Annotated in this window: 17 protein-coding genes; 12 read left to right on the top strand and 5 right to left on the bottom strand. The window is 71.6% G+C overall.

Going from position 1 to position 21,545, the window contains the following annotated elements; translation table 11 throughout:
• Positions 1 to 45 precede the first annotated feature (45 nt).
• The 7 genes from ACFZBU_RS34960 to ACFZBU_RS34930 all read left to right on the top strand — a co-directional run bounded on the left by ACFZBU_RS34960 (position 46) and on the right by ACFZBU_RS34930 (position 7,465).
• Entirely contained in the window at positions 46 to 678 is a 633-nt protein-coding gene (locus tag ACFZBU_RS34960; RefSeq protein ID WP_391587744.1) for a septum formation family protein, read from the top strand.
• 217 nt (positions 679 to 895) lie between these two features.
• Complete coding sequence (locus ACFZBU_RS34955; protein WP_391587743.1) at positions 896 to 2,833, top strand: phosphocholine-specific phospholipase C; 1,938 nt, start codon at positions 896 to 898, stop codon at positions 2,831 to 2,833.
• A gap of 434 nt (positions 2,834 to 3,267) precedes the next feature.
• Complete coding sequence (locus ACFZBU_RS34950) at positions 3,268 to 4,737, top strand: sensor histidine kinase (protein ID WP_391587742.1); 1,470 nt, start codon at positions 3,268 to 3,270, stop codon at positions 4,735 to 4,737.
• A gap of 17 nt (positions 4,738 to 4,754) precedes the next feature.
• On the top strand, positions 4,755 to 5,141 hold the full coding sequence (locus ACFZBU_RS34945) for a roadblock/LC7 domain-containing protein (protein WP_391587741.1): 387 nt from the start codon (positions 4,755 to 4,757) through the stop codon (positions 5,139 to 5,141).
• Positions 5,142 to 5,188: 47 nt separating this feature from the next.
• Complete coding sequence (locus ACFZBU_RS34940; protein ID WP_391587863.1) at positions 5,189 to 5,488, top strand: DUF742 domain-containing protein; 300 nt, start codon at positions 5,189 to 5,191, stop codon at positions 5,486 to 5,488.
• Positions 5,469 to 6,089, top strand: coding sequence for an ATP/GTP-binding protein (locus tag ACFZBU_RS34935; protein WP_391587740.1), 621 nt, complete (start codon positions 5,469 to 5,471; stop codon positions 6,087 to 6,089). Before ACFZBU_RS34940 ends, ACFZBU_RS34935 begins: the two co-directional genes overlap by 20 nt.
• Positions 6,086 to 7,465, top strand: a complete 1,380-nt coding sequence (locus tag ACFZBU_RS34930; RefSeq protein ID WP_391587739.1) for a cytochrome P450 — start codon at positions 6,086 to 6,088, stop codon at positions 7,463 to 7,465. The genes ACFZBU_RS34935 and ACFZBU_RS34930 overlap by 4 nt, the downstream gene beginning before the upstream one ends.
• Before the next feature lie 467 nt (positions 7,466 to 7,932).
• On the opposite strand, the gene ACFZBU_RS34925 is transcribed toward ACFZBU_RS34930, so the two are convergent.
• The 3 genes from ACFZBU_RS34925 to ACFZBU_RS34915 all read right to left on the bottom strand — a co-directional run bounded on the left by ACFZBU_RS34925 (position 7,933) and on the right by ACFZBU_RS34915 (position 10,787).
• Positions 7,933 to 8,790 (bottom strand): class II fructose-bisphosphate aldolase, encoded by an 858-nt coding sequence (locus ACFZBU_RS34925; RefSeq protein WP_391587738.1) that lies wholly within the window; start codon positions 8,788 to 8,790, stop codon positions 7,933 to 7,935.
• 115 nt (positions 8,791 to 8,905) lie between these two features.
• The gene (locus ACFZBU_RS34920) at positions 8,906 to 9,838 is read right to left on the bottom strand and encodes a 1-phosphofructokinase family hexose kinase (protein WP_391587737.1); all 933 of its coding nucleotides are present in this window, start codon (positions 9,836 to 9,838) and stop codon (positions 8,906 to 8,908) included.
• 67 nt (positions 9,839 to 9,905) lie between these two features.
• A complete protein-coding gene (locus ACFZBU_RS34915; RefSeq protein WP_391587862.1) occupies positions 9,906 to 10,787 on the bottom strand; it encodes an SIS domain-containing protein in 882 nt (293 codons plus the stop codon).
• 444 nt (positions 10,788 to 11,231) lie between these two features.
• Here ACFZBU_RS34915 and ACFZBU_RS34910 point away from each other — a divergent pair, with 444 nt between their 5' ends.
• The 4 genes from ACFZBU_RS34910 to ACFZBU_RS34895 all read left to right on the top strand — a co-directional run bounded on the left by ACFZBU_RS34910 (position 11,232) and on the right by ACFZBU_RS34895 (position 17,288).
• Positions 11,232 to 12,776: an acyl-CoA carboxylase subunit beta gene (locus ACFZBU_RS34910; protein WP_391587736.1), complete on the top strand. Its 1,545-nt coding sequence runs from the start codon at positions 11,232 to 11,234 to the stop codon at positions 12,774 to 12,776.
• Positions 12,777 to 12,785: 9 nt separating this feature from the next.
• Positions 12,786 to 13,655 carry an AraC family transcriptional regulator gene (locus ACFZBU_RS34905; protein WP_391587735.1) on the top strand — a complete coding sequence of 290 codons (870 nt, stop codon included), beginning with the start codon at positions 12,786 to 12,788 and terminating at the stop codon, positions 13,653 to 13,655.
• Positions 13,656 to 13,902: 247 nt separating this feature from the next.
• On the top strand, positions 13,903 to 14,757 hold the full coding sequence (locus ACFZBU_RS34900; RefSeq protein WP_391587734.1) for an NAD(P)H-binding protein: 855 nt from the start codon (positions 13,903 to 13,905) through the stop codon (positions 14,755 to 14,757).
• Positions 14,758 to 15,770: 1,013 nt separating this feature from the next.
• The gene (locus ACFZBU_RS34895) at positions 15,771 to 17,288 is read left to right on the top strand and encodes an RNA polymerase sigma factor (protein ID WP_355548087.1); all 1,518 of its coding nucleotides are present in this window, start codon (positions 15,771 to 15,773) and stop codon (positions 17,286 to 17,288) included.
• 77 nt (positions 17,289 to 17,365) lie between these two features.
• Here the strand turns inward: ACFZBU_RS34895 and aspS are convergent, their stop codons facing one another.
• Positions 17,366 to 18,673, bottom strand: a complete 1,308-nt coding sequence (gene aspS, locus ACFZBU_RS34890; protein WP_391587733.1) for an aspartate--tRNA(Asn) ligase — start codon at positions 18,671 to 18,673, stop codon at positions 17,366 to 17,368.
• Between the two features lie 353 nt (positions 18,674 to 19,026).
• On the opposite strand from aspS, the gene ACFZBU_RS34885 reads away from it, so the two are divergent.
• Positions 19,027 to 19,866 (top strand): SAM-dependent methyltransferase, encoded by an 840-nt coding sequence (locus tag ACFZBU_RS34885; protein WP_391587732.1) that lies wholly within the window; start codon positions 19,027 to 19,029, stop codon positions 19,864 to 19,866.
• A gap of 140 nt (positions 19,867 to 20,006) precedes the next feature.
• Here the strand turns inward: ACFZBU_RS34885 and ACFZBU_RS34880 are convergent, their stop codons facing one another.
• Complete coding sequence (locus ACFZBU_RS34880) at positions 20,007 to 21,488, bottom strand: MFS transporter (RefSeq protein WP_391587861.1); 1,482 nt, start codon at positions 21,486 to 21,488, stop codon at positions 20,007 to 20,009.
• Positions 21,489 to 21,545 lie beyond the last annotated feature (57 nt).

Below are 21,545 nucleotides of genomic sequence, written 5' to 3'. Positions count from 1 at the left end.
CCGAAAGACTCTGGGCGATTTCCCAGTGAGAGGCTCCGATTTCCCATGCGCGTTTCCCGGTTCTCCGGCATGTCCTCGACCGCCCGCGCGGGCCGTCGTCGGGCGGTCGCCCGCTCGTCCGCCGCCGCGCTCGCCGTTCTGCTCGCCTCGACGCTGCTCGTCGGCTGCCTCGGCAAGGACGACAAGAAGAAGGACGACAAGGGGAGTTCCTCCGGGTCCAAGCCCCCGATGATCACCATGCCGCCGGCACCGACCCTGCCGGCGAAGGCCGACCCGTCGGCGGCCAAGACCACCGGCGGCGGTGGCCCCACCCCGTCCGGGACGGCGTCCAAGAGCACCGGCCGGGTCAAGATGGTCGAGCTGCACAAGGGGGAATGCATCAACGAAAAGGGCGAGGACATCGTCACCGTCGGCTGCACGTCGCCGCACGACGCCGAGGTGGTCGGCGAGTTCACGCTGCCGTCGAACATGTCGCCGACGAGCATGACCTTCAAGGACGACATCGGCAGGAAGTGCACCGAACTGGTCACCGGTGCCGCCCAACGCAACAGCGAACTCCCGCTCTCCAAGCTCACCTTGCATCCCACCGCCGGCAGCTGGATCAACGAGAACGACCGCGCCCTGACCTGCCTCCTCAAGCGCCTGGACGGCGTGCCGCTCACGGCCCCGCTGAAGTAGCGCAGACGCTCGGACGGCTCCGCCGAAGAGGCGGGGCGCGGGCGCACCGTGGGGCGACGACGGGATGGCTGCCGCCGGAATGTTACCCATCGGTTAACCCCAGGGTCTCCCACCGGCAGCTGACGGACCGTCAGGATGGACGGCGTCCGTACTCGACTCGCCCGCTCCGGTCGGTTCGGCCGGCTCGGCTGCCGACTCGTCCTGGAGGTCCGCCCGCATGTCTCCCCTCTCCCGTCGTGGCTTTCTCGGGGCCGCCGCCGCATCCGGCGCCGGGCTCGCCGTCGCCTCGGGTGTCTCGCCCGCCGTCGCGGAAGCCGTCGCCGCCACCGCCGGGACACCCGGCACCCTGGACGACGTCGAGCACGTGGTGATCCTGATGCAGGAGAACCGGTCGTTCGACCACTATTTCGGCACACTGCGCGGCGTGCGCGGCTACGGCGACCGCTCGCTGGTCCGCTTCCCCGGCGGCGGCGACGTACTGCACCAGCGGCTGCTCGGATCGGCCGGCGGCACCACACTGCTGCCCTGGCACCTGGACACCGCGACGAGCAACGCCCAACAGGTCCCCGGCCTGGACCACTCCTGGGGCGGCGGGCACAGTGCGTGGGCGAACGGGCAGTACGACAACTGGATCCCGGCCAAGTCGTGGCTGACCATGGGCCACTACCAACGCAAAGACATCCCGTACCAGTTCGCCCTCGCCGACGCGTTCACCGTGTGCGACCAGTACTTCTCGTCCGCGATGGCCTCCACCAACCCGAACCGCCTGTACCTGTGGACCGGCACCGTGGATCCGGCGGGCCGCGCCGGCGGGCCGGTCGTGGACAACAGCGAACCGGGCTTCCGCTGGACCACCTACCCGGAGCGGCTCCAGGCCGCGGGCATCTCCTGGCGGGTCTACCAGCAGGAGGACAACTACGACGACAACGCACTCGCCTGGTTCGACGCCTTCCGCACCGCGCCGCAGAGTTCACCGCTGTACGTGAACGGCATGGCGCGGCGCGGCCCGAAGGCGTTCGCCGACGACGTCGCGGCCGGCTCGCTGCCGGCGGTGAGCTGGATCGTGGCGCCCACCGAGGAGTCCGAACACCCGAACTATCCGCCGGCCAAGGGCGCGCACTTCACCGCGACCTACGTACTCGACGCCCTCGCCGCGCACCCCGAGGTGTGGGCCAAGACGGTGGTCCTGCTCAACTACGACGAGAACGACGGCTTCTACGACCACGTCGTGCCGCCCACCGCACCGCCCGGTACGCCGGACGAGTACATCTCCGGCGCGCCGATCGGCCTCGGCCCGCGCGTGCCGATGATCGTCATCTCGCCGTGGAGCCACGGCGGTCGGGTGTGCTCGGAGGTCTTCGACCACACCTCGGTGCTGCGCTTCCTGGAGAACTGGACCGGCGTACGCGAGGAGAACATCTCCGCGTGGCGGCGCACCGTGTGCGGGGACCTGATGAGCGCGTTCACGTTCACGGACAAGGACGTCTCGTTCCCGACGCTGCCCGACACCCGTGCGCTGCTCGACGATCTCGCCCGGCAGAAGTGGAAGTTGCCGCCGCTGATCCCGCCGATCGTGCAGCGGCAGCCGGTCCAGGAGAGCGGCGATCGGCCGGCGCTGCCGATCGACTACGGGTTCGCCACGTCCTCGCGTACCGAGGCCGACAAGGGCCTGCTGTGGATCCGGATCGAGAACACCGGCCGGCTGGGGGCGGGCTTCTCGATCTACACGGTCAACCACCGCAAGTTCGGCGCGTGGCAGTACACCGTGCCGGTCGGCGGCGCGGTCGAGGACTTCTTCAGCGCGCAGAGCGTCAGCGGCGGGCCGTACGACATCGACGTACACGGGCCCGACGGCTACCTGCGCGGCTTCAAGGGCGACGTCCGCACCTGGACCGACCCGACCAAGGGCCACCCGGAGGCAACCGCCGTCGACCGCCCCGGCCGCACCCTCGACCTCACCCTCACCAACTCCGGCGGCGCTCCGATCACCTTCACGATCCAGGGCATCGGCACCCCCCGCACCCTCCTCGTCCCACCCCACACCACCAACCATGTCCCGGCCCCCGCCGACCCTACCGGCCACTACGACATCACCATCACAGCCAACACCCAGGACAACTTCACCCGCCACTTCACCGGCCGCCTCCACCACTGAGGGGTATGGGGGGCGGAACCGACGGGACGGGGCAGCCCGGGCCACCCACGCGGCAGGGCGGGGCGGCCCGGGTCACCGACGTGACAAGTCGCGGTGGCCCGGGGCGGGCACGCGGTGAGGCGAGACGACCCGAATCGCGCGAGCTACGAGAGCGAGGGCGCGGCGAGGCGAGGTCCAGCCCAATATCGCGTTTGGGATCGGGGATGTCCCATTCCCCATCGATTCACCCGTTCGAGCGGCTTGTGCGTCGCACGCCCGATCCGCCCCACGCGTCCGCGTAGCCTGGCGCCCGCGACGGTACTTCCCCTGCCCGACGAGGCTTTGCCCCGCCCACACGGGACCACCCGACCATCCCCGCCGGCGGCCGGAAAAGAGTCCGCCGTGCGGTCCGCAGGACACCCGCACGATTCGATTCCGACTTTTCGAGGATGCCGATGGTTCTCGCTGGATCGTCCCCCGGAGGCCGACGGCCGGCCCTCGCGTGGGTACTCCCCCTCCTCGTGACCGCCGCGTGCGCGACCGCAGCCGTGGCCGCGGTCTCCTCCCAGGCTCGCCCCGCGGTGGCCTTGTGCGGTGGACTCGCGACCGTCGCCGTCGCCGTGTGCGCCGCCGAGGCGGGCCGCCGTGGGCGCATCATCGCCCAACTGCACATGCGACTCCAGCAGCAACAGGTCGGGCTGCGCCGTCGACTCGCCGCGCAGGAGGTGGAGACGGTCCGGCTGGCCGAGGAGTTGCTGCCCGAGGCCATCGGCCGCCTCCAGGCCGGCGAACCCGTACCGGAGGTCATGCGCAAGGTCGCCCCGCAACCGGACGACCCGACCGAGTTCGCGGTCGCGCACCGCAACGTGATCCGCTCGGTGATCGACACCGTCAGCGCCGAGGAGGACCTGCGCGAGTCCGCCCAGCGCGCGTTCGTCAACATCGCCCGCCGCGTTCAGGCCACCATTCACCAACAGGCCCAGGACATGAGGGAGATGGAGGACCGGCACGGCGACGACCCGGTCGTCTTCCGCGACCTCCTGCATCTCGACCACGGCAACGCGCTGATCGGCCGGATGGCCGACAGCATCGCCGTGCTCGGCGGCGCCCGCCCCGGTCGCCAGTGGGAAACCGACATCGGCATGTACAGCGTGCTGCGCGGCGCGATGTCGCGCATCCTGGACTACCGCCGGGTCAAGTTGCACTCGGTCGTCGAGGTCGCGGTCATCGCCCAGCACGTCGAGCCGCTGATCCACGCGATCGCCGAACTGCTCGACAACGCCACCCGATACTCGCCCCCCTCCACCACCGTGCACCTGAGCACCACCGAGGTGCAGACCGGCATCGCGGTCGAGATCGAGGACGCCGGCGTCGGCCTGAGCGAAGAGGCCCGCCGTCGGGCCGAGCGCATCCTGTCCCTGGACGGCGAGGCGCTCAACCTCAACGACCTGGGCGAGACCCCGCGCCTGGGCCTGACCGTGGTGGCCCGCCTCGCGCACGCCAACCATTTCAAGGTGATGCTGCGCCCGTCGGCCTACTCCGGCGTACGCGCCGTCGTGGTCATCCCGCAGAACCAGATCACCGCGAACGTGCCGCCGATGTACCCGATGCCCGAGCACCTCCAGCACCTGGACGAACTCCCGTCCCTGCACGACATGATGACCGACACACCCGTCGGCACCGAGTTGGGGGCGAACGGGCTCCCGCAACGCCGTCGGCGCAGCCTGGGCACCGTCCCGCGCGCCGCGGCACCCCGCGGCGAGCACCGCGCGACCGCGTCCAAGCCCGCCGTGCCGAGCGTCGACGACACCCCGCCGGGACTCGGGCTGGACGCCTTCCTCAGTGGCATCAACGGCGAACTTCCGCCCACCGAACGGCGATCCGAGAGCGGGGACGATTCGTGGGACAACGGGGGATATCGATGACGGGGTACCGACCGAACATGGACTGGATGCTCGCCGATCTGGCGAAGAGCGTGCCGTTCACGCGCTACATCGTGTTGCTGTCCGCGGACGGCCTGCGGATGGCCCAGCACAACACCGCGGCGGACACCGCCGACCGGCTCGCCGCCGCGTGCGCGGGCCTGCAAAGCCTCGCCGCCGCGATCGCGTCCGAATTCCCCAAGGGGGACGGCCGGATGCGCCTGGTCGTGATCGAGGTCAACGGCGGCTACTTCTACATGATGGCCGCCGGCGCCGGCGCCTATCTCGCGGTACTGGCCGACGGCCAGGTGGACACCGGCCTGCTCGGGCACCGGATGCGCGACCTGGTCATCCGGATCGGCGAACACCTGACCAGTCCGCCGCGCCGCGACGGGGCCTTTCCGTGAGTGTGCCGCGGCGCTCACGGCGCGATCCGTACCCCGAACGGCTGTACATGGTCGGGGAAAACCCCGAGGCCCAGAACCGGTTGGACCTCGTCACGCTGTTCGTCGCCAAGCACGAACCGCAGCGCGGGATGGCTCCCGAGCTCGCCGCCATCCTGCGGATGTGTGAACAGCCGTTGTCGATGGCGGAGATCTCCGCCCACATGCGGCTGCCGACCAGCGTGCTGACGCTGGTGCTGCTGGACATGGTGCGCACGAACCACCTGGAGGCCAGGGCACCGATCCCGGCCGCTTCGTTGCCCGACATCGATCTGCTCAAGGCGGTGATGCATGGACTACAAAGGCTCTGAGACCCTCGCCGGGCCGCGCCCCGAGGACATGCTGCCCGCGACGGCCGCCGCCGCGGTCAAGGTCGTGGTCGTCGGCGGATTCGGCGTCGGCAAGACCACCCTGGTCGGCGCGGTCAGCGAGATCCGGCCGCTCACCACCGAGGAGACGATGACCCAGGCGGGCGTCGGAATCGACGATCTCGCGGGCATCGAGGCCAAGACCACCACGACCGTGGCGATGGACTTCGGCCGGATCAGCCTCAACGAGCGGCTGGTGCTCTACCTGTTCGGCACCCCCGGCCAGGAGCGCTTCTGGTTCCTGTGGAACGGCCTGTTCGACGGCGCCCTCGGTGCCGTGGTCCTGGTCGACACGCGGCGCCTGGAGGTGTGCTTCGACGTGATGGGCCGGCTGGAGGATCGCGGCGTGCCGTTCGTGGTCGCGGTCAACACGTTCCCCGAGTCGCCGATCCACTCGATGGACGAACTGCGCAGCGCACTCGACCTGGACGAGTCCGTACCGATGGTCGACTGCGACGCCCGCAGCCGCGGTTCGAGCCGGGACGTCCTGATGGCCCTCATGCAATACCTCTACACGCTCACCACGAACCGGGAGACGCAATGACCGCTCCTCCCCCCGTTCCGCCGCCGGGCTGCCCCGCGCACGCGGGCGCGACGGCCACCGAGGGCATCACCAGGTTGTACGGCCCGGAGACCATCGCGGACCCGGGTGCCGCGTACGAGAGGTTGCGCGCCGAGTACGGAGCGGTCGCACCGATCCTGGTCGACGGCGACTTCCCGGGCTGGCTGGTACTGGGGTACCGGGAAAACCTGGAGGTCATGCGCACGCCGAGCCGATTCTCCCGGGACGCGCGCAACTGGCGCGACTGGCGCGAGGGTCGCATCCCGCCGGACGCCACCATCCTGCCGATCATGGAGTACCGCCCGGACTGCGTGTCCAGCGACGGCGCCGAGCACCAACGGCTGCGCACCGTGGTCACCGAGAGTCTGGACCGCTTCGACCGCCGCGGCATCCGCAAGCACGTGCAACGACTCGCCCACGAACTGATCGACCGGATCGCGGCCGACGGCCACGCCGACCTGGTCGCCCAGTACGCACAGCAGTTGCCGATGCTGGTCATCGCGCAGCTCTACGGTCTGCCCGACGAGATGGGCGCACGTCTGGTCGAGGCCAGCGCCGAGCTGATGATGCAGGGTGAACGCGCGCTCGAATGCAACGAGTTCATCCTGCAGACGTTGCGCGACCTGGCCGACCGCAAGCGCGCCGAACCGGCCGCCGACTTCCCGTCCTGGCTGATCGAGCATCCGAACAAGCTGTCCGAGGACGAGGTCCTGCACCACCTCCGGCTGGTGATGGTCGCGGCGAACGAGCTGACCATCGCGCTGATCGCGAACACGCTACGGGTGGTCCTGACCGACGACCGCTTCGCCGCCTCGCTGGCCGGCGCGCGGTTGACGCTTCCCGACGCGGTCGAGCAAGTCCTGTGGGACGAACCGCCGTTGTGGGTCATCCCGGGTCGCTGGGCGCTGGTGGACACCGAGTTGGGCGGACGTCGGATCAAGGCCGGCGACCTGCTCGTACTCGGCGTGATGGCCGGCAACGTCGACCCGCAGATCCGTACCGACCTCACCGTCCCGGTCCACAACAACCGCGCCCACCTGGCGTTCAGCGGCGGTGCGCACCTGTGTCCGGGACAGGACATCGGCCGCGCCATCACGGACACCGCGATCGACACGCTCAACAGCCGGCTTCCCGACATCCGCCTGGCCCACCCCGACCGCCCACCGGCCTGGCACGCGGCCACCTGGGCCCGCTACCTCACCTCGCTGCCGGTCGAGTTCACCCCGGTCCCCCTGGTCGAGCCCACCGAATGGACCCGCCCCCTCCGCCCACCACGCCCCACCACCCCACCGGTACCACCACTGGACCCCCTACCCACCAACTGGTGGACCCGCCTGACCACTTGGCTCTTCGGCTGACCCCCAAAAGAACACCCCGGACGGGCTGAGCCCCCACCCACCCCCTCAGCCCGTCCGTCCCTCAAGAACAACACGAGCACCGCCCCCACACCGCAGCACCCAACACGAACAACCTCTCCAGCCCGCCCGGCGCTTGAGGACAGACCAAGCCCCGCCCCCCACACCGCAGCACGCAGGACGAACCCCTCCAGCCCGTCCGGCGCTTGAGGACAACAAGGCCCCGTCCCCCACACCGCAGCGCCCGACACGAACAACCTCTTCAGCCCGTCCGGCGTTTGAGGACAACCAAGCCCCGTCCCCCGACACCGCAGCACGGGGCACGAACCCCCTCAGCCCGCCCGGCGCTTGAGGACAACCAAGCCCCGTCCCCCGACACCGCAGCACGGGGCACGAACCCCCTCAGCCCGCCCGGCGCTTGAGGACAACAAGGCCCCGCCCCCACACCGCAGTCGTGTGCACACTCGGGTTCACGACCCCCCGGTGATCACCCGCAACAGGTCCCCGACCACATCCGCCGCCGCCGAGCGCGAAGCGTCCAGTGCCGGCCGTGGATCGGCCTTCCCGGGCTCGGCGACCAACCGCGACCGCAGTGTCCCGGTGTAGGCGATGTTGAGCGCCGTACCCACGTTGATCTTCGTCATCCCCGCGGCCACCGCTCTTTGCAGTTCGGCGTCCGGCACACCCGAGGACCCGTGCAGGACCAGCGGCACGTTCACCGCCGCCCGCAACCGCGCGATCAGGTCGTGGTCGAGCGTGGCGGTGCGATCCAGCATCGCGTGGCTGCTGCCGACCGCGACGGCCAAGGCATCGACGCCGGTCGCCCGCACGTACGCGGCGGCCTCGTCCGGATCCGTGCGCGCTCCCGGCGCGTGTGCGTCGAGCGCGGGATGGCCGGGCTTGCCGCCGACCTCGCCGAGTTCGGCCTCCAGGGTGATCCCGCGTTCGTGCGCCCAGGCCACCGCGTCCGAGGTGGCCGCCACGTTGTCCGCATAGCTCAGCCGTGACGCGTCGAACATGACCGAGCTGATCCCGGTGCCCTCGGCGGCCTGCAACAGGTCCACCGATTCGACGTGGTCCAGGTGCAGCGCGACCGGTACCGCGGCCTCCTCCGCAAGCACCCGACACGCGGCCGCGAGCGGACCCAGCCGCTCCCGCCGGAACTTCACCGCGTTCTCGCTGATCGCCACCACGACCGGCAGCCCCGCCGCCTCCGCCGCCATCAGCACCGCCTCCGCGTGCTCCAACGTGATCACGTTGAAGGCGGCCACTCCCACTCCGTCCGCGAGCGCCGCGTCGGTCAATATCCCCGTCGAGGTCAACGGCATGTCATCTCTCCTCGTGAACGATCCCGACCACCATCAACCCCGAGCCCGCCCGCACCCGCATCCGCGCGGCCCGCCCAGGCTCCGACCCACGTCCCGCGGGACCGTCGGCCGTACCTCATCGCGGCGGCTCCACCGCGTCGACCCGCACCCTCGGCCGCCAGGTCCGGTACAGCTCGCCGTCCACGTCCCCCGCCGCCGGCGCGGCAACCGCCGCCGCCGACAGGGCCACCGCGTCCCGCAGCCGATCCGGCCACGGGCTGCCCCCGGCCAGCCCGCGCGCCAGTGCCGCCACCGCCGCGTCGCCCGCGCCGGTGGCATTGCCGTGTACCGAGGCCGGCGGTACGGCTCGCCACCAACCCGAGCCGGTCCCGGCGACCATGCCCTCCGGGCCGAACGAGGCGACCACCGCCGTGCCGGCCCGTGCCTCCCGCAGCAGCCGCGCCACCGCCCGCAGCGGATCGCTCTCGCCCGTCGCCGCGACCAACTCGTCGGCGTTCGGCTTGACCACATCCGGCCCGGCCGCGACACCGGCGACCAGCGCCGGCCCCGACGCGTCCAACACCACCGGCACCCGCGCGGCCCGCGCGAGCGTCACCAACTCCGCGTAGCCGTCCACCGAGACCCCCGGCGGCAGACTCCCCGACAGCACCAATACCGATGCGGCGGGCAGGAGTTCGGCCGTGGCGGCAACCACTCGGGCCCACTCTTGCGCGGTCCGCGCGGCGCCGAGTTCGTTCAACGACGTCGCACCGCCCGAGCCGGTCTCCACGATCGTGGTGGTGCAGCGGGTCTCGCCGGACACCGGCACCGCCGTCAACGCGATGTCCGCCGCCGCGAGGTCGGCCCGTATTCGCTCACCCGTCCCGCCGCCCAGCGGGGCCACCGCCGCGACGGCGACCCCCAGCGAGCGCAGCACGCGCGCGACGTTGATGCCCTTGCCGCCGGCCCGCCCGCCGACCGAGTGCGGGCGGTTCGCGCCGTGCCGGATCAGCTCTTCCAAGTGGTACGTGACATCCCAGGCCGGATTCGGCGTCACCGTGAGGATCACGAAGCCTCCCGCCCGTTCCGGGCCCCGTCGCCGACCATCCGCTCGACGGTCTCGCCGATGCGGACCCTCACGACGCGTCCAGCACCACGGACCGGGTCAGGTGCCTCGGCTCGTCCGGGTTCAGCCCCCGGCTCTCCGCGACCGCGACCGCGAGCTTCTGTACCCGGACCAGTTCCGCCATCGGGTCGAGCGCGCCGGCCACGAACGTGCCACCGGTGGCCGCGACCTGATCGGCGAGGCCCTCCGGCGCGGGCCCGAACACCCACGTGATCCGGTTCGGCGCGGCGATGCTGATCGGACCGTGCCGGTACTCCATCGCCGGGTAGCTCTCCGTCCACGCGCACGCGGCCTCGCGCATCTTCAGCGCGGCCTCCGCGGCGAGCCCGGTCGACCACCCCGTACCCAGGAAGCTGAACTGCTCCGCCGCCACGAACTCCGGTTCGGGCACCCAGGCGAGAGCCGCCTTCGCGTCCCGGATCGCCGCCGTCAGGTCCTCGCCCACGTGCGACCGCAGCAGCGCGAGTGCCGTGGTGGCGAACCTGGTCTGCACGACCGATTGTTCGTCCGCGAAGTCGAGCATCACGATCTCGTCCGCCGCGGTCATGATCGGCGTGCCCGGGGTTCCGGTGATCGCGGTCGTCGCGACGGTGCCCCGGATGTCCGCCAGCAGCCGCAGCACCTCGGTGGTGGTGCCGGAGCGGGTCAGCGCGATCACCCGGTCGTAGTCCCGTACGCCCGGGAATTCCGACGCCGCGAAGGCATCGGTGACGCCGAGTCCGGCCCGCTCGCGCAGCACGGCATACGCCTGGCCGATGAACCACGAGGTGCCGCACCCGACGATCGCGACCCGCTCACCGGACTTGGGCAATCCTGCGCAGTCCACGGCCAGCGCGGCGGCGCGGGCCCACAGCTCGGGCTGGGTTGCGATCTCGGCAGAGGTGTGGCTCACGGTCGTCATGGCGCTCCCGGGTCCTGGACGGTATGGAGTGCGCACTGCTGCACTCCCATGCTTGAAACTATTCATTTGATAGCAGTTTCAAGCACGAATGAGCAATGCCGTGCACGCCGACAGGGCGCGATTCACACCTTTCATCCAGGAATCTCCCCTCCGGTGAGCCGCCCACCAAGCCCAGGAGCACCCCGCAGCCGGCGCAACCACGCACCACCCGTGCCTGGGGCCGACTCCCCGACGGCTCTGTCACCCGCGCGCGGCCGGCGCTACATTGGCCCGGCTCACGCGGCGGTCCGCCCCCTACGGCGGCCCGCCTCCAACGGTGCGCCATGCGACACGCGTCCCTCGCCACGCGCCGCGCGGCGTCACGCACCACGCGCCACCCGGCGCCGCACATCACGCGTCGCCCCGCGACGCTCGAACGACGGGGGATCCGTGCACATGGGAGGTCGTCCCGAGTCGGACAACCGGGCCGCCTGGCAGTCGTTGCTCGCCGATCTCGAGCAGCGTCGGACCGGGTCGCGGGCCATGGGCGGACCCGCGAAGGTCACCCGCTACGCGGCGGCGGTCCCCGGTCGGCTGCCCGCCCGGGCCAGGATCGCCGCGCTCCTGGACGAGCACTCGTTCACCGAGATCGGCACGCTCGCCGGCGGAGCCGAGATCCCCTCCGACGCGTTCGTCGCCGGGTCCGGGCTGCTGGACGGCCGCCCGGTGTTCGTGGGTGCCGAGGACTTCACCGTCCAGGGCGGCTCGATCGGCCCGGGCGCCGCCGCGAAGCGGGCCCGGCTCGTGCGGCTGGCCGGCCAGGAACGCGCACCGCTGGTGACCCTGCTCGAAGGCGCCGGCCACCGCGCGGGCAATGCGCTCGCCGGGCACACCGCCACGCCCAACGACCTCCAGGCCCTGGTCGACCTCGCCGGCCTGGTCCCCACCGTCGCGATCGTGCACGGCCCCTCCGCCGGACACGGCGCGCTGACCGCACCGCTGTCCGACTTCGTGATCATGGTCGAGGGCACCGGCGCCCTGTTCACCGCCGGCCCGCCACTGGTCGCCGCCGCGACCGGCGAACGAGTCGACAAGCACACCCTCGGTGGCAGCCGGGTGCACTGCGTGGTCAGCGGCGTCGCGCACAACGCCGTCCCCGACGACGCGGCGGCGCTCCGGCTGGCCCGCCGATATCTCTCCTACTTCCCGTCCCACGCCTGGCAACTTCCGCCGTACGCGGGACCGGAGTCGGGCAACGCCGACGTCGGCCCGCGCCGCACCGAGGCGCTCCTGGACCTGATCCCGCCGGACGCGCGTCGCCCGTACGACATCAGGGCCGTGCTGACCGAGGTCTTCGACGCGGGCACGGTCCTGGAGTTGCAACCGGCACACGGCGCCTCCATCGTCACCGCGCTCGCCCGCCTCGGCGGCCACGCGGTCGCCGTACTGGCAAACCAGCCGGCGGTCCGGGCCGGCACCATCGACACCGACGCCGCCGACAAGGCCGCCCGCTTCGTCTCGATCGCGGGCGCGTTCCACCTCCCGGTGGTCTTCCTCGCCGACAACCCCGGCGTGCTGGCCGGCACCGCCGCGGAGCGGTCGGGCGTCCTGCGCGCGGCGGCTCGACTGTTCGCGGCCCAGCACCGCTTGCGGGTCCCGAAACTGCACCTGACGCTCCGCAAGGCGTTCGGTTTCGGCAGCTCGGTGATGGCGATGAACCCGTTCGACGCGCAGACCGTCTCGTACGCGCTCCCGGGCGTCACCCTCGGCGGCATCCCGGCCGCCGCCGGCGCCGCCGCCGCGAAGCAGGACGCGGACACGGCACGCCGACTCACCGCGAACGAGGCGAGCGGCCCGTGGCGCTCGGCGAACGCGCTCTCCTACGACGACGTGATCGCGCCGACCGAGGTCCGCGACGCCCTGCTCGCCGGCCTGACCCGCGCACGGGCCCGGCTGTCCGGCCCGGTCGAGCCGGATCGGCGCCCCGACCTGCTGCCTTAGGCTCACCACATGGACGGTTTGGGTGACCTGCTGCGCGGGATCAGGGCGGACGGCGCGCTGTTCGACCGACGGTTGTTGCCGCCGGAGGCATCCGCCGAGGTCGCCTCCGGTGCGCCGCTGACCCTGTACACGGTGATCCGCGGCAGCGGCCGGCTCGTCCCGGACGGCGGCCCGGCGCTGCCGCTGCGCCCGGGCGACACCGCCCTGGTCCGCGGCTGCCCCCCGGTCACCTTCGTCGCCGACGCCCACCCGGATCGGGACGCGTCGCCGAAGCCGAACCGGGACACGGACGCCACCACCGAACTGCTCTCCGGCGCCTACCGCGCACACGCCGACATCGGCCGCCGGTTGCCCGCCGCACTCCCCCAGTCCCTGCTCGTCCCGGACGACGAGGGCTGCGACGCGGTCCTGGGCTTCGTATCCGCCGAGGTCGCCGCCGACAAACCGGGCCAACAGTTCGTCCTGGACCGCCTGCTCGACTGGATGCTGGTCTGTACGCTCCGCGCCTGGTTCGACCGCCCCGAGGCGCAACCGCCCGCGTGGTACCTGGCCCTGGCCGACCCGGTCGTGGGCGCCGCCCTGCGTGCGGTCCACGACGCACCGGCCCGGCCGTGGACGATCGCCGCCCTGGCCGCGGAGGCGGGCGTCTCGCGCACGTCGCTCGCCGAACGCTTCACCACCCGCGTCGGCAAGCCGCCGCTCACCTACCTGACCGAGTGGCGGATGGCCCTGGCCGCCGACCTGCTCACCGAGCGGGACGCCACGGTCGCCGCCGTGGCCCGCCGGGTCGGCTACGCCGACCCGTTCGCATTCAGCACCGCCTTCAAACGCGTCCGCGGCCTGAGCCCGACGGCCTACCGCAGCACCCGCGCGGCCTGACCAGGCCCGGTCCGGCTCGGCCACCCACCGACTGCGGTGTGACGGTCTGCGGCATGGTCGGCTCCTTCGATCGCGCGAATCCCACCCTGCCGAGTCTGGGCACGGCGGGCGCACGGTCTTGGACGGATGGGAACGTGCGCGCGCCGCGGACCCGCCGTGTCGAAGGCGACGGCTGACCGGACGTACGCACATGTCCCCCGGCTTCTCGCCCATGGTCGCCCGGTCCGGCCGCGCCCAGGCTGGAGCCATGACAGAACCGACGCAGCACCCGATCCTCGTTCTCGGCGGCACCGGCAAGACCGGCAGCCGGGTGGTCGACGCGCTCCGCGCCCGAGGCGCCGCCGTGCGGCCGGCCTCGCGCTCCACCGCACACCACTTCGACTGGTCCGACGACTCCACGTGGGGCCCCGCGCTGGCCGGCGTCTCCGCGGTCTACCTGGTCCCGCTGGACGGCGTGCCCACCGGCCCGGCCTTCGTCCGGCAGGCCGGCGCCGCCGGGGTCGAACGGATCGTCCTGCTCTCCGCGCGCGGCGTCGACACTCCCGGCTACTTCGCCGCCGACGACCCGGCCAACCAGGCACGCCTGGAGCTCGAAGCGGCCGTCCGCGACAGTGGCGCCGAGTGGACGATCCTGCGCCCCGGCTGGTTCGCGCAGAACTTCAGCGAGGGCTTCTTCCGTGACGACATCCGATCCGGCGAGCTGTACCTGCCGGCCGGCACCGCCCCGGTGTCCTTCGTCGACACCGAGGACATCGCCGCCGTCGCGGTCGCGGCCCTGCTCGACCCCGGCCACGCGGGCCGGACCTACGAGCTCTCCGGCCCCCGCGCGGTGACCTTCGACGAGGCCCTCGCCGAGATCGCCGCCGCGACCGGCCATCGGGCCCGCTACATCCCGGTCGAGCCCGCCGCATACACCGCCGCGCTGGTCGACCAGGGCATGTCCGAGCTCGACGCGGCCATCTGGACCTCGGCCCTGAACGGCATCCTGCGCGGTCTGGAGGCCAAGGTCTCCGACGGCATCCCGCGCGCCCTGGGTCGCCCCGGCCGCGACTTCACCGAGTTCGTCCGCACGGCGGCCCCCACCGGCGCCTGGACCGCCTGACCCACCTGCCCCACCCCCGGGCGGCCGACGACCCGATCGTCGGCCGCCCGCGGCACGATCACCCCGAGCCCCGGCCCGGCTTCCTCCGCCCGGCCGGCGCACCCGTCGGCCGGCGCACCGGGCGCTCCAGCCCGTCGTAAAGCCCGGCGATGATCGAATTCGACAACGATTCACGGCGCGCATATCCGCCGCCGGTGCACCCACACGAACATCGACGCGTGACATCTCCCGCACCCGATCAATCCCGTGCAGCCGAATCCCGATCGATTTTGTCGAATCGATCCATTGCGATCGATCACCGGGCGCCGTGTCGATTAGCGAAATACCCGGGGAATGATCTTTCCCGATTCGCCCCGTGCGCGATATTCCATCCGGCGCCGCGAACATCGGGGACCCTCTTCACTCGGACGGCCGACAAAATCGCAAACCCGGTCCCGGGATTTACCGACCACCCCGCCGGCCCGTCCATTACCGGTGCACCGGGCCGGAAGAATCCGCCCGCCGCTTTCCGGCCGACCCCCCGCCGCACCCGTGGCCGGTCCGCCCGAGCCGGCGCCGAGCGGGCCGCCGAGGCACATGCGGCACGGCGCGCCGGCCCGTCCCGTGCGTAACGCGGCGGAGGGCGGGCATTCTCAAGACAGGTTCAGGACCGTAGGACCGACGCCGGTGCCCGACCCCACCCGCACCCTCAGGAAAAATCCGACCCACTGCCACCGGCGCTCGGATACCGTCGATCCGCGGCCACGACGGCGGCGCCGACCCCGCAACCCAGGGGGCCACCGGCGCGACCGTGCAGATCACCGGGCCGTCCCGCACACTGGGGAACCCACCGCTCGAAGCCGCTGCGGGCCGACGTGACCCAGGTCACGCTCGCGGGGGCGTAACACTTTTGCCGATCGGAGCGATGCCTTGAGTGGCGCCGGCAGCGCCGACGGGTCCGGTCCCGCGGATCCGTCATCGATTCGGTGTAGTTGCGGCGCCGCAGCATGCCCGCGTGAACCGAGAGGTTATTTGTGACCCCGAGCTCGTCCAGCACGCTTCCCAACAGAATCGCCGAATCGGAATCTCTGGTGGCGCTCATCGAGCGTGGCCGTGCCGAAGGATCGATTACCGGCGAGGACATACGCCGAGCCTTCGAAACCGATGCCATCCCTGCGACGCAGTGGAAGAGCATCCTCCGTAGCCTCAACGAGGTCCTCGATGAGGCCGGTGTGACGTTGACCGTCAACCCGGTCAAAGAGACCCAACGGAGAGACGTAGCCACAACTCGGCGATCTGTCAAGAAGACGCTATCCACGCGCTCAACCCGTGTCAAGAACACAGAGACCTTGCCCGCGCAAGTCACGCCCGCGGCAACGGAATCGGGAGAGTCCGTCGTGGAATCTGCTCCGAAGCCGAAGAAGGCTGCAGCCAAGAAGAAGACGGCGGCCAAGAAGACCACCACCGCCACCGAGACGACCGCCGTCGAGTCGCCCGCCCCCAAGGACGGCGACGAGGCACTGGTCGAAGAAGACCTGTTCGACGAGCCCGCCGAGGCCGCGGCCCCCGAGGTCGGACCCAGCGGCTTCGTCCTCACCACGGACGAGGACGACGCCCCGCAGCAGCAGGTGACCACACCGGGTGCCACCGCGGACCCGGTCAAGGACTACCTGCGGCTGATCGGCAAGGTCTCGCTGCTCAACGCCGAGCAGGAGGTGTCGATCGCCAAGCGCATCGAGGCCGGCCTGTTCGCGTTGGAGAAGCTGGACTCCGAGCCCGGCCTCACGCCGCAGTTCCGGCACGAGCTGGAGCTCGTCGCCGAGGACGGCAAGCGCGCCAAGAACCACCTCCTGGAGGCCAACCTCCGCCTGGTGGTCTCGCTGGCGAAGCGCTACACCGGCCGCGGCATGCTCTTCCTGGACCTGATCCAGGAGGGCAACGTCGGTCTCATTCGTGCGGTCGAGAAGTTCGACTACACGAAGGGCTTCAAGTTCTCCACCTATGCGACCTGGTGGATTCGTCAGGCGATCACCAGGGCCATGGCCGACCAGGCGCGGACCATCCGCATCCCGGTCCACATGGTCGAGGTGATCAACAAGCTGGCCCGCGTGCAGCGCCAGATGCTCCAGGACCTGGGCCGCGAGCCCACCCCGGAGGAGCTGGCCAAGGAACTCGACATGACCCCGGAGAAGGTCGTCGAGGTGCAGAAGTACGGCCGCGAGCCGATCTCCCTGCACACCCCCCTCGGCGAGGAGGGCGACAGCGAGTTCGGTGACCTGATCGAGGACACCGAGGCGATCCGCCCGGCCGACGCGGTCAGCTTCACCCTGCTCCAGGAACAGCTGCACTCGGTCCTGGACACCCTGGCCGAGCGCGAGGCCGGCGTGATCTCGATGCGTTTCGGGCTCACCGACGGTCAGCCCAAGACGCTCGACGAGATCGGCAAGGTCTACGGGGTCACCCGCGAGCGGATCCGCCAGATCGAGTCGAAGACCATGTCGAAGCTGCGCCACCCGTCCCGCTCCCAGGTGCTGCGCGACTACCTGGACTAGGCAGGACCCCGGGTACGGACGGACCGCCCCTCGGCGACCTCCGTCCGTACCCGGCGCCACACCCCCGGCCGTGCCGGTCAGGGTGCCAGCCGGTGCGGGCCGCGGAACAGGAACGTCGCGTCCCGGATCGAGGGCAGGTCCAGGAGCAGCATCAGCAGTCGGCTCAGCCCCAGGCCCAGGCCCCCGTGCGGCGGCATGCCGTAGCGAAAGCAGTCCAGGTAGGACGCGAGCGGTACCGCATCCATGCCCTTTTCCCGCAGTTGTGCGAGCAGCCGGTCGTGGCGGTGCTCGCGTTGCGCGCCCGTGGTGATCTCGACGCCCTTCCAGAGCAGGTCGAAGCTCTCCGTGACGGTGGGGTCGTCGTCCGGGCGCAGATGGTAGAACGGCCGGATCCCGGCCGGGAAGCGGGTCACGAAGACGAACTCGTGTCCGGTCTCCGCCGCGATCAGGGCGGACAGCGCCCGTTCGCCCTCGGGGTCCAGATCGACCCTGGTGCCCGCCGGGTCCCAGCCCCGGGCACGCAGTCGGGCGAGCGCGTCGGCCATGGTGATCCGTGGGAACGGCCGCTCCGGGACGGTGACCTCGACGCCGAGCAGCTCCTCGATCGTCGCGCCGTGTTCGGCTCGGACGTCGGCCAGTACCGCCCGCAGCAGTCGCTCCTCGAAGGCCATCACGTCCTCGACGCCGTCGATCCAGGCGAGTTCGGCGTCGACGCCGGTGAACTCGGTGGCGTGTCGGGAGGTGTACGACGGTTCGGCACGAAAGACCGGGCCGATCTCGAAGACCCTGTCGACGCCCGCCGCGATGGCCATCTGCTTGTAGAACTGCGGCGATTGGGCCAGGTAGGCGGGGCGGCCGAAGTAGTCGACGGTGAACACCTCGGCACCGGATTCGGACGCCGTGCCCATCAGCTTGGGCGTGTGCAGCTCGGTGAAGCCCTCGGCCGCGGTGACTCGGCGCATCGCCTGTTCGACGGTGGTCTGTACGTCCAGGACCAGCCGCCGGTCGGGGCGGCGCAGGTCCAGGAAGCGCCAGTCGAGGCGGCGGTCGGGGCCGGTGTGTGCGTCGATCGGCAGGCCGGGTTCGGCGGCCGAGAGGATCTCGACCCGTTCCGGCAGCAGTTCCAGGCCGCCCAGGCGGACCGTCTCGTTGGCCACCACCCTGCCGGTGATCCGTACCGCCGACTCGACGGTGATCCGCTCGAACGCGGCCTCGATCGGGTCGTCGGCGCCGGCGCGGGCGTGCGCGGCCTGGACCCGGCCGGTGTGGTCGCGGAGCACGACGAACTGCATGCGGCGCTGCAACCGGAGCGTATCGATCCAGCCGTGCACGGTGACCCGCTCGCCCAGATGCTCGGACAGGTCGCGGACGAGGGTGCGCGGCATGGCGGCAACTCCCTTGGTTGCGGGCGCGTTGGTCGCGCCGGGTACGGCGGGTGGTAGACGGCCACCCGAGGAGATCGTCAGCGTAGGTGGCCTGGTCGGCGGTGTCGCCGGATTTAGCGACGGCCGGGGGCGCGGGAGGGCCGGTCCGCCTGCGCCGGGTCTGCCGGGCCGTGGCCGGCGATCGGGCCGGTGCAGATAACCGGCAGGGCCGTACATCACCCGACTTGTCCGTTCGCGTGATCGCGAACTGCCTTCGACGGCAAGGCAATTGATCACGGGGGGCGTTACCTGCGGTTTACCATCGGCGGTGTGCCGCACCCACCCCCGACCGGCGGCCCCGAGGTGTTGAGATCATGTCCGAGAACGCTGGAGACCGAGTGTGGTCGACCGAGCCCGCCGGCGAGCGACCGCCCGCCGGCATCGACGTCAACGTGCCGAGCGTCGCGCGCATCTACGACTACCTGATCGGCGGCAAGGACAACTACGCCGCCGACCGCGCCGTGGCCCGGAAGTTGATCGAGGTGGCGCCCGACCTCGAACACGACGCCGGCGCGCATCGCCGGATCCTGCACCGCGGCGTGCGTTTCCTGGTCGAGCAGGGCATCCGGCAGTTCGTCGACATCGGGTCCGGGTTGCCGACCGCGCAGAACACCCACCAGGTCGCCCAGGCGGTGGCGCCGGAGGCCACCGTGGTCTACGTGGACAACGACCCGATCGTGCTCGCGCACGGTCGTGCGCTGCTCGCCGAGAACGAGCGGACCACGGTGATCACCGCCGACCTGCGTGAGCCCGAGTCGATCCTGAAGAACCCGGACGTGCTGCGCCTGATCGACTTCGATCGGCCGGTCGCGCTGATGTTGCTCGGGGTGATCCACCACATCAACGACGACGAGGATCCGGGCGGGTTGTTGCGCACCTACCTCGACGCGTTGCCGTCCGGGAGTTGGCTGTTCCTGACCCACTTCCTGCGCAGCGGCCCGGAGTCGGAGCGGATGGAGCAGGTGATGCAGGGCTCGCACAAGAGCGGGCGCTTCCGCGAGCGCGCGGAGATCGCGGCCTACCTGGACGGTCTGGAGCCGGCCGAGCCGGGCCTGGTCCACATCGACCTGTGGCGCCCCGAGGAGCCGGTGGACGAGGCGAGCCTGTCGGTCACCCAGCGCCTGGTCCTGGGGGCGGTGGCCCGCAAGCCGTAGCGGGTCCGGCGCCTGTCTTCGATCCCGCGTCGGCAGGCCCTGGCGGTCTGCGGACGACGCGATACGGCCCCCAGGCGGTTCGCGCGTGCGAACCGCCTGCGGGCCGTGGGGTCGGGTCGGGGCGGGCGAGCCGCCTGCGGTCACCGGGTGGCCGGGATCATCGCCGCCGGTTCGGTGGTCGCGGTGCCGGCCGCGACCGGCTCCGCGGCCGAGGTGCCGCGGGCGAAGCGCAGCGCCACCAGTGCGGTCGCGCCGACGCCCGCGCCGGCGATCAGCACCGCCGTACGCAGCCCGGCCGGCGTGGACGCGTGGGCGTTGGCCACCGCGACCAGGATCGCCAGGCCCACCGCGCCGCCGATCTGTTGGGCGGTGGAGGCCATGCCGGACGCGATGCCCTGCTCGTGCCCGGCCACGCCGACCGCGGCCGCGCCGAACATCAGCGTGTAGCCGGCGCCCTGGCCCAGACCCAGGATGACGAAGCCGGGGACCATGGACGGGTACGAGGCGCCGGCGGACATCGACAGGCCGACCACGACGGTGCCCGCGGCGCCGACGAGCAGGCTCGCGATCATCGCGGTGCGCGTTCCGAAGCGGGTCGCCGCCCGGCCGCCGAGCAGCGAGCCCGCGGTGATCGCGAGCATCGGGACCAGGTAGGCCAGGCCGGTCTCCAGCGCGGTGTAGCCCTTGACCTCCTGGAAGTACACGGTGAGGAAGTAGGCGAGTGTGCCGATCGTCGCCATGTAGAGGAAGGTGACCGCCATGCCGGTGTTCAGGTTGCGACCGCGCAGCAGGCGCAGCGGCATCAGCGGGTCCGGGCTGCGGCGCTCGATGGACAGGAAGGCGCCGATCAGGACCACCCCGAAGGCGACGCTCGCCAGGATCGGCGCGGAGGTCCAGCCCGACTCGGGGGCCTGGACGAACGCGAACACGATCGCGATGGTGCCCACGGTCGAGGTGAGCGCGCCGGCCAGGTCGAAGCGGCGGTCCGCGCGCCGGGCGCCGTCCGCGGGGATCAGCCGCAGTGCGGTCAGCGCGGCGGCGCCGGCGAGCGGGACGTTGACGTAGAAGACCGCCTGCCAGCCCAGGAATTGGGTCAGTACCCCGCCGAGCAGCGAGCCCACGATCATCCCGCTGCCGCCCGCCGCGCCCCATACCGCGAACGCCCGGTTGCGCTCCCTGCCCTCGGCGAACAGGGTGCCGACCAGGGTCAGCGTCGCGGGGAACAGGAAGGCCCCGCCCACACCCTGCACGGCGCGGGCCGCGATCAGCAGCCCGGGACTGCCGGCGAGCCCGCCGGCCAGTGAGGAACCCGCGTACAGCGCCAGGCCCAGGACGAACATCCGGCGTGGTCCGTACAGGTCGCAGGCCCGGCCGCCGAGCAGCAGCAGGCCGCCGAACGCGACGGCGTAGGCACTGACCACCCATTGCAGGCTCTGCGCGGTGAAGCCGAGGCCGTCGCCGATCTCGGGCAGTGCGACGTAGACGATGTTGTAGTCGACGGAGATGATCAACTGGGCGAAGGCGAGCAGGGCCAGGACCAGCGCGGACCGACGGGCGCCGGTGCCGGTGGTCTTCGCGTCGGTACCGGTGCCGCCGGTGGTCCCGCCTCGGGTGGTGGTGATGCTCATCGGTGCTTCCCCCGCTCGTCCGTGCCGACGCGCTCGGCGACGCCGATCGCG

The sequence above is a fragment of the Embleya sp. NPDC008237 genome, assembly GCF_042956465.1.
In the GTDB taxonomy this organism is placed as follows: domain Bacteria; phylum Actinomycetota; class Actinomycetes; order Streptomycetales; family Streptomycetaceae; genus Embleya.
This window is presented reverse-complemented; position numbering and strand designations above follow the sequence as displayed.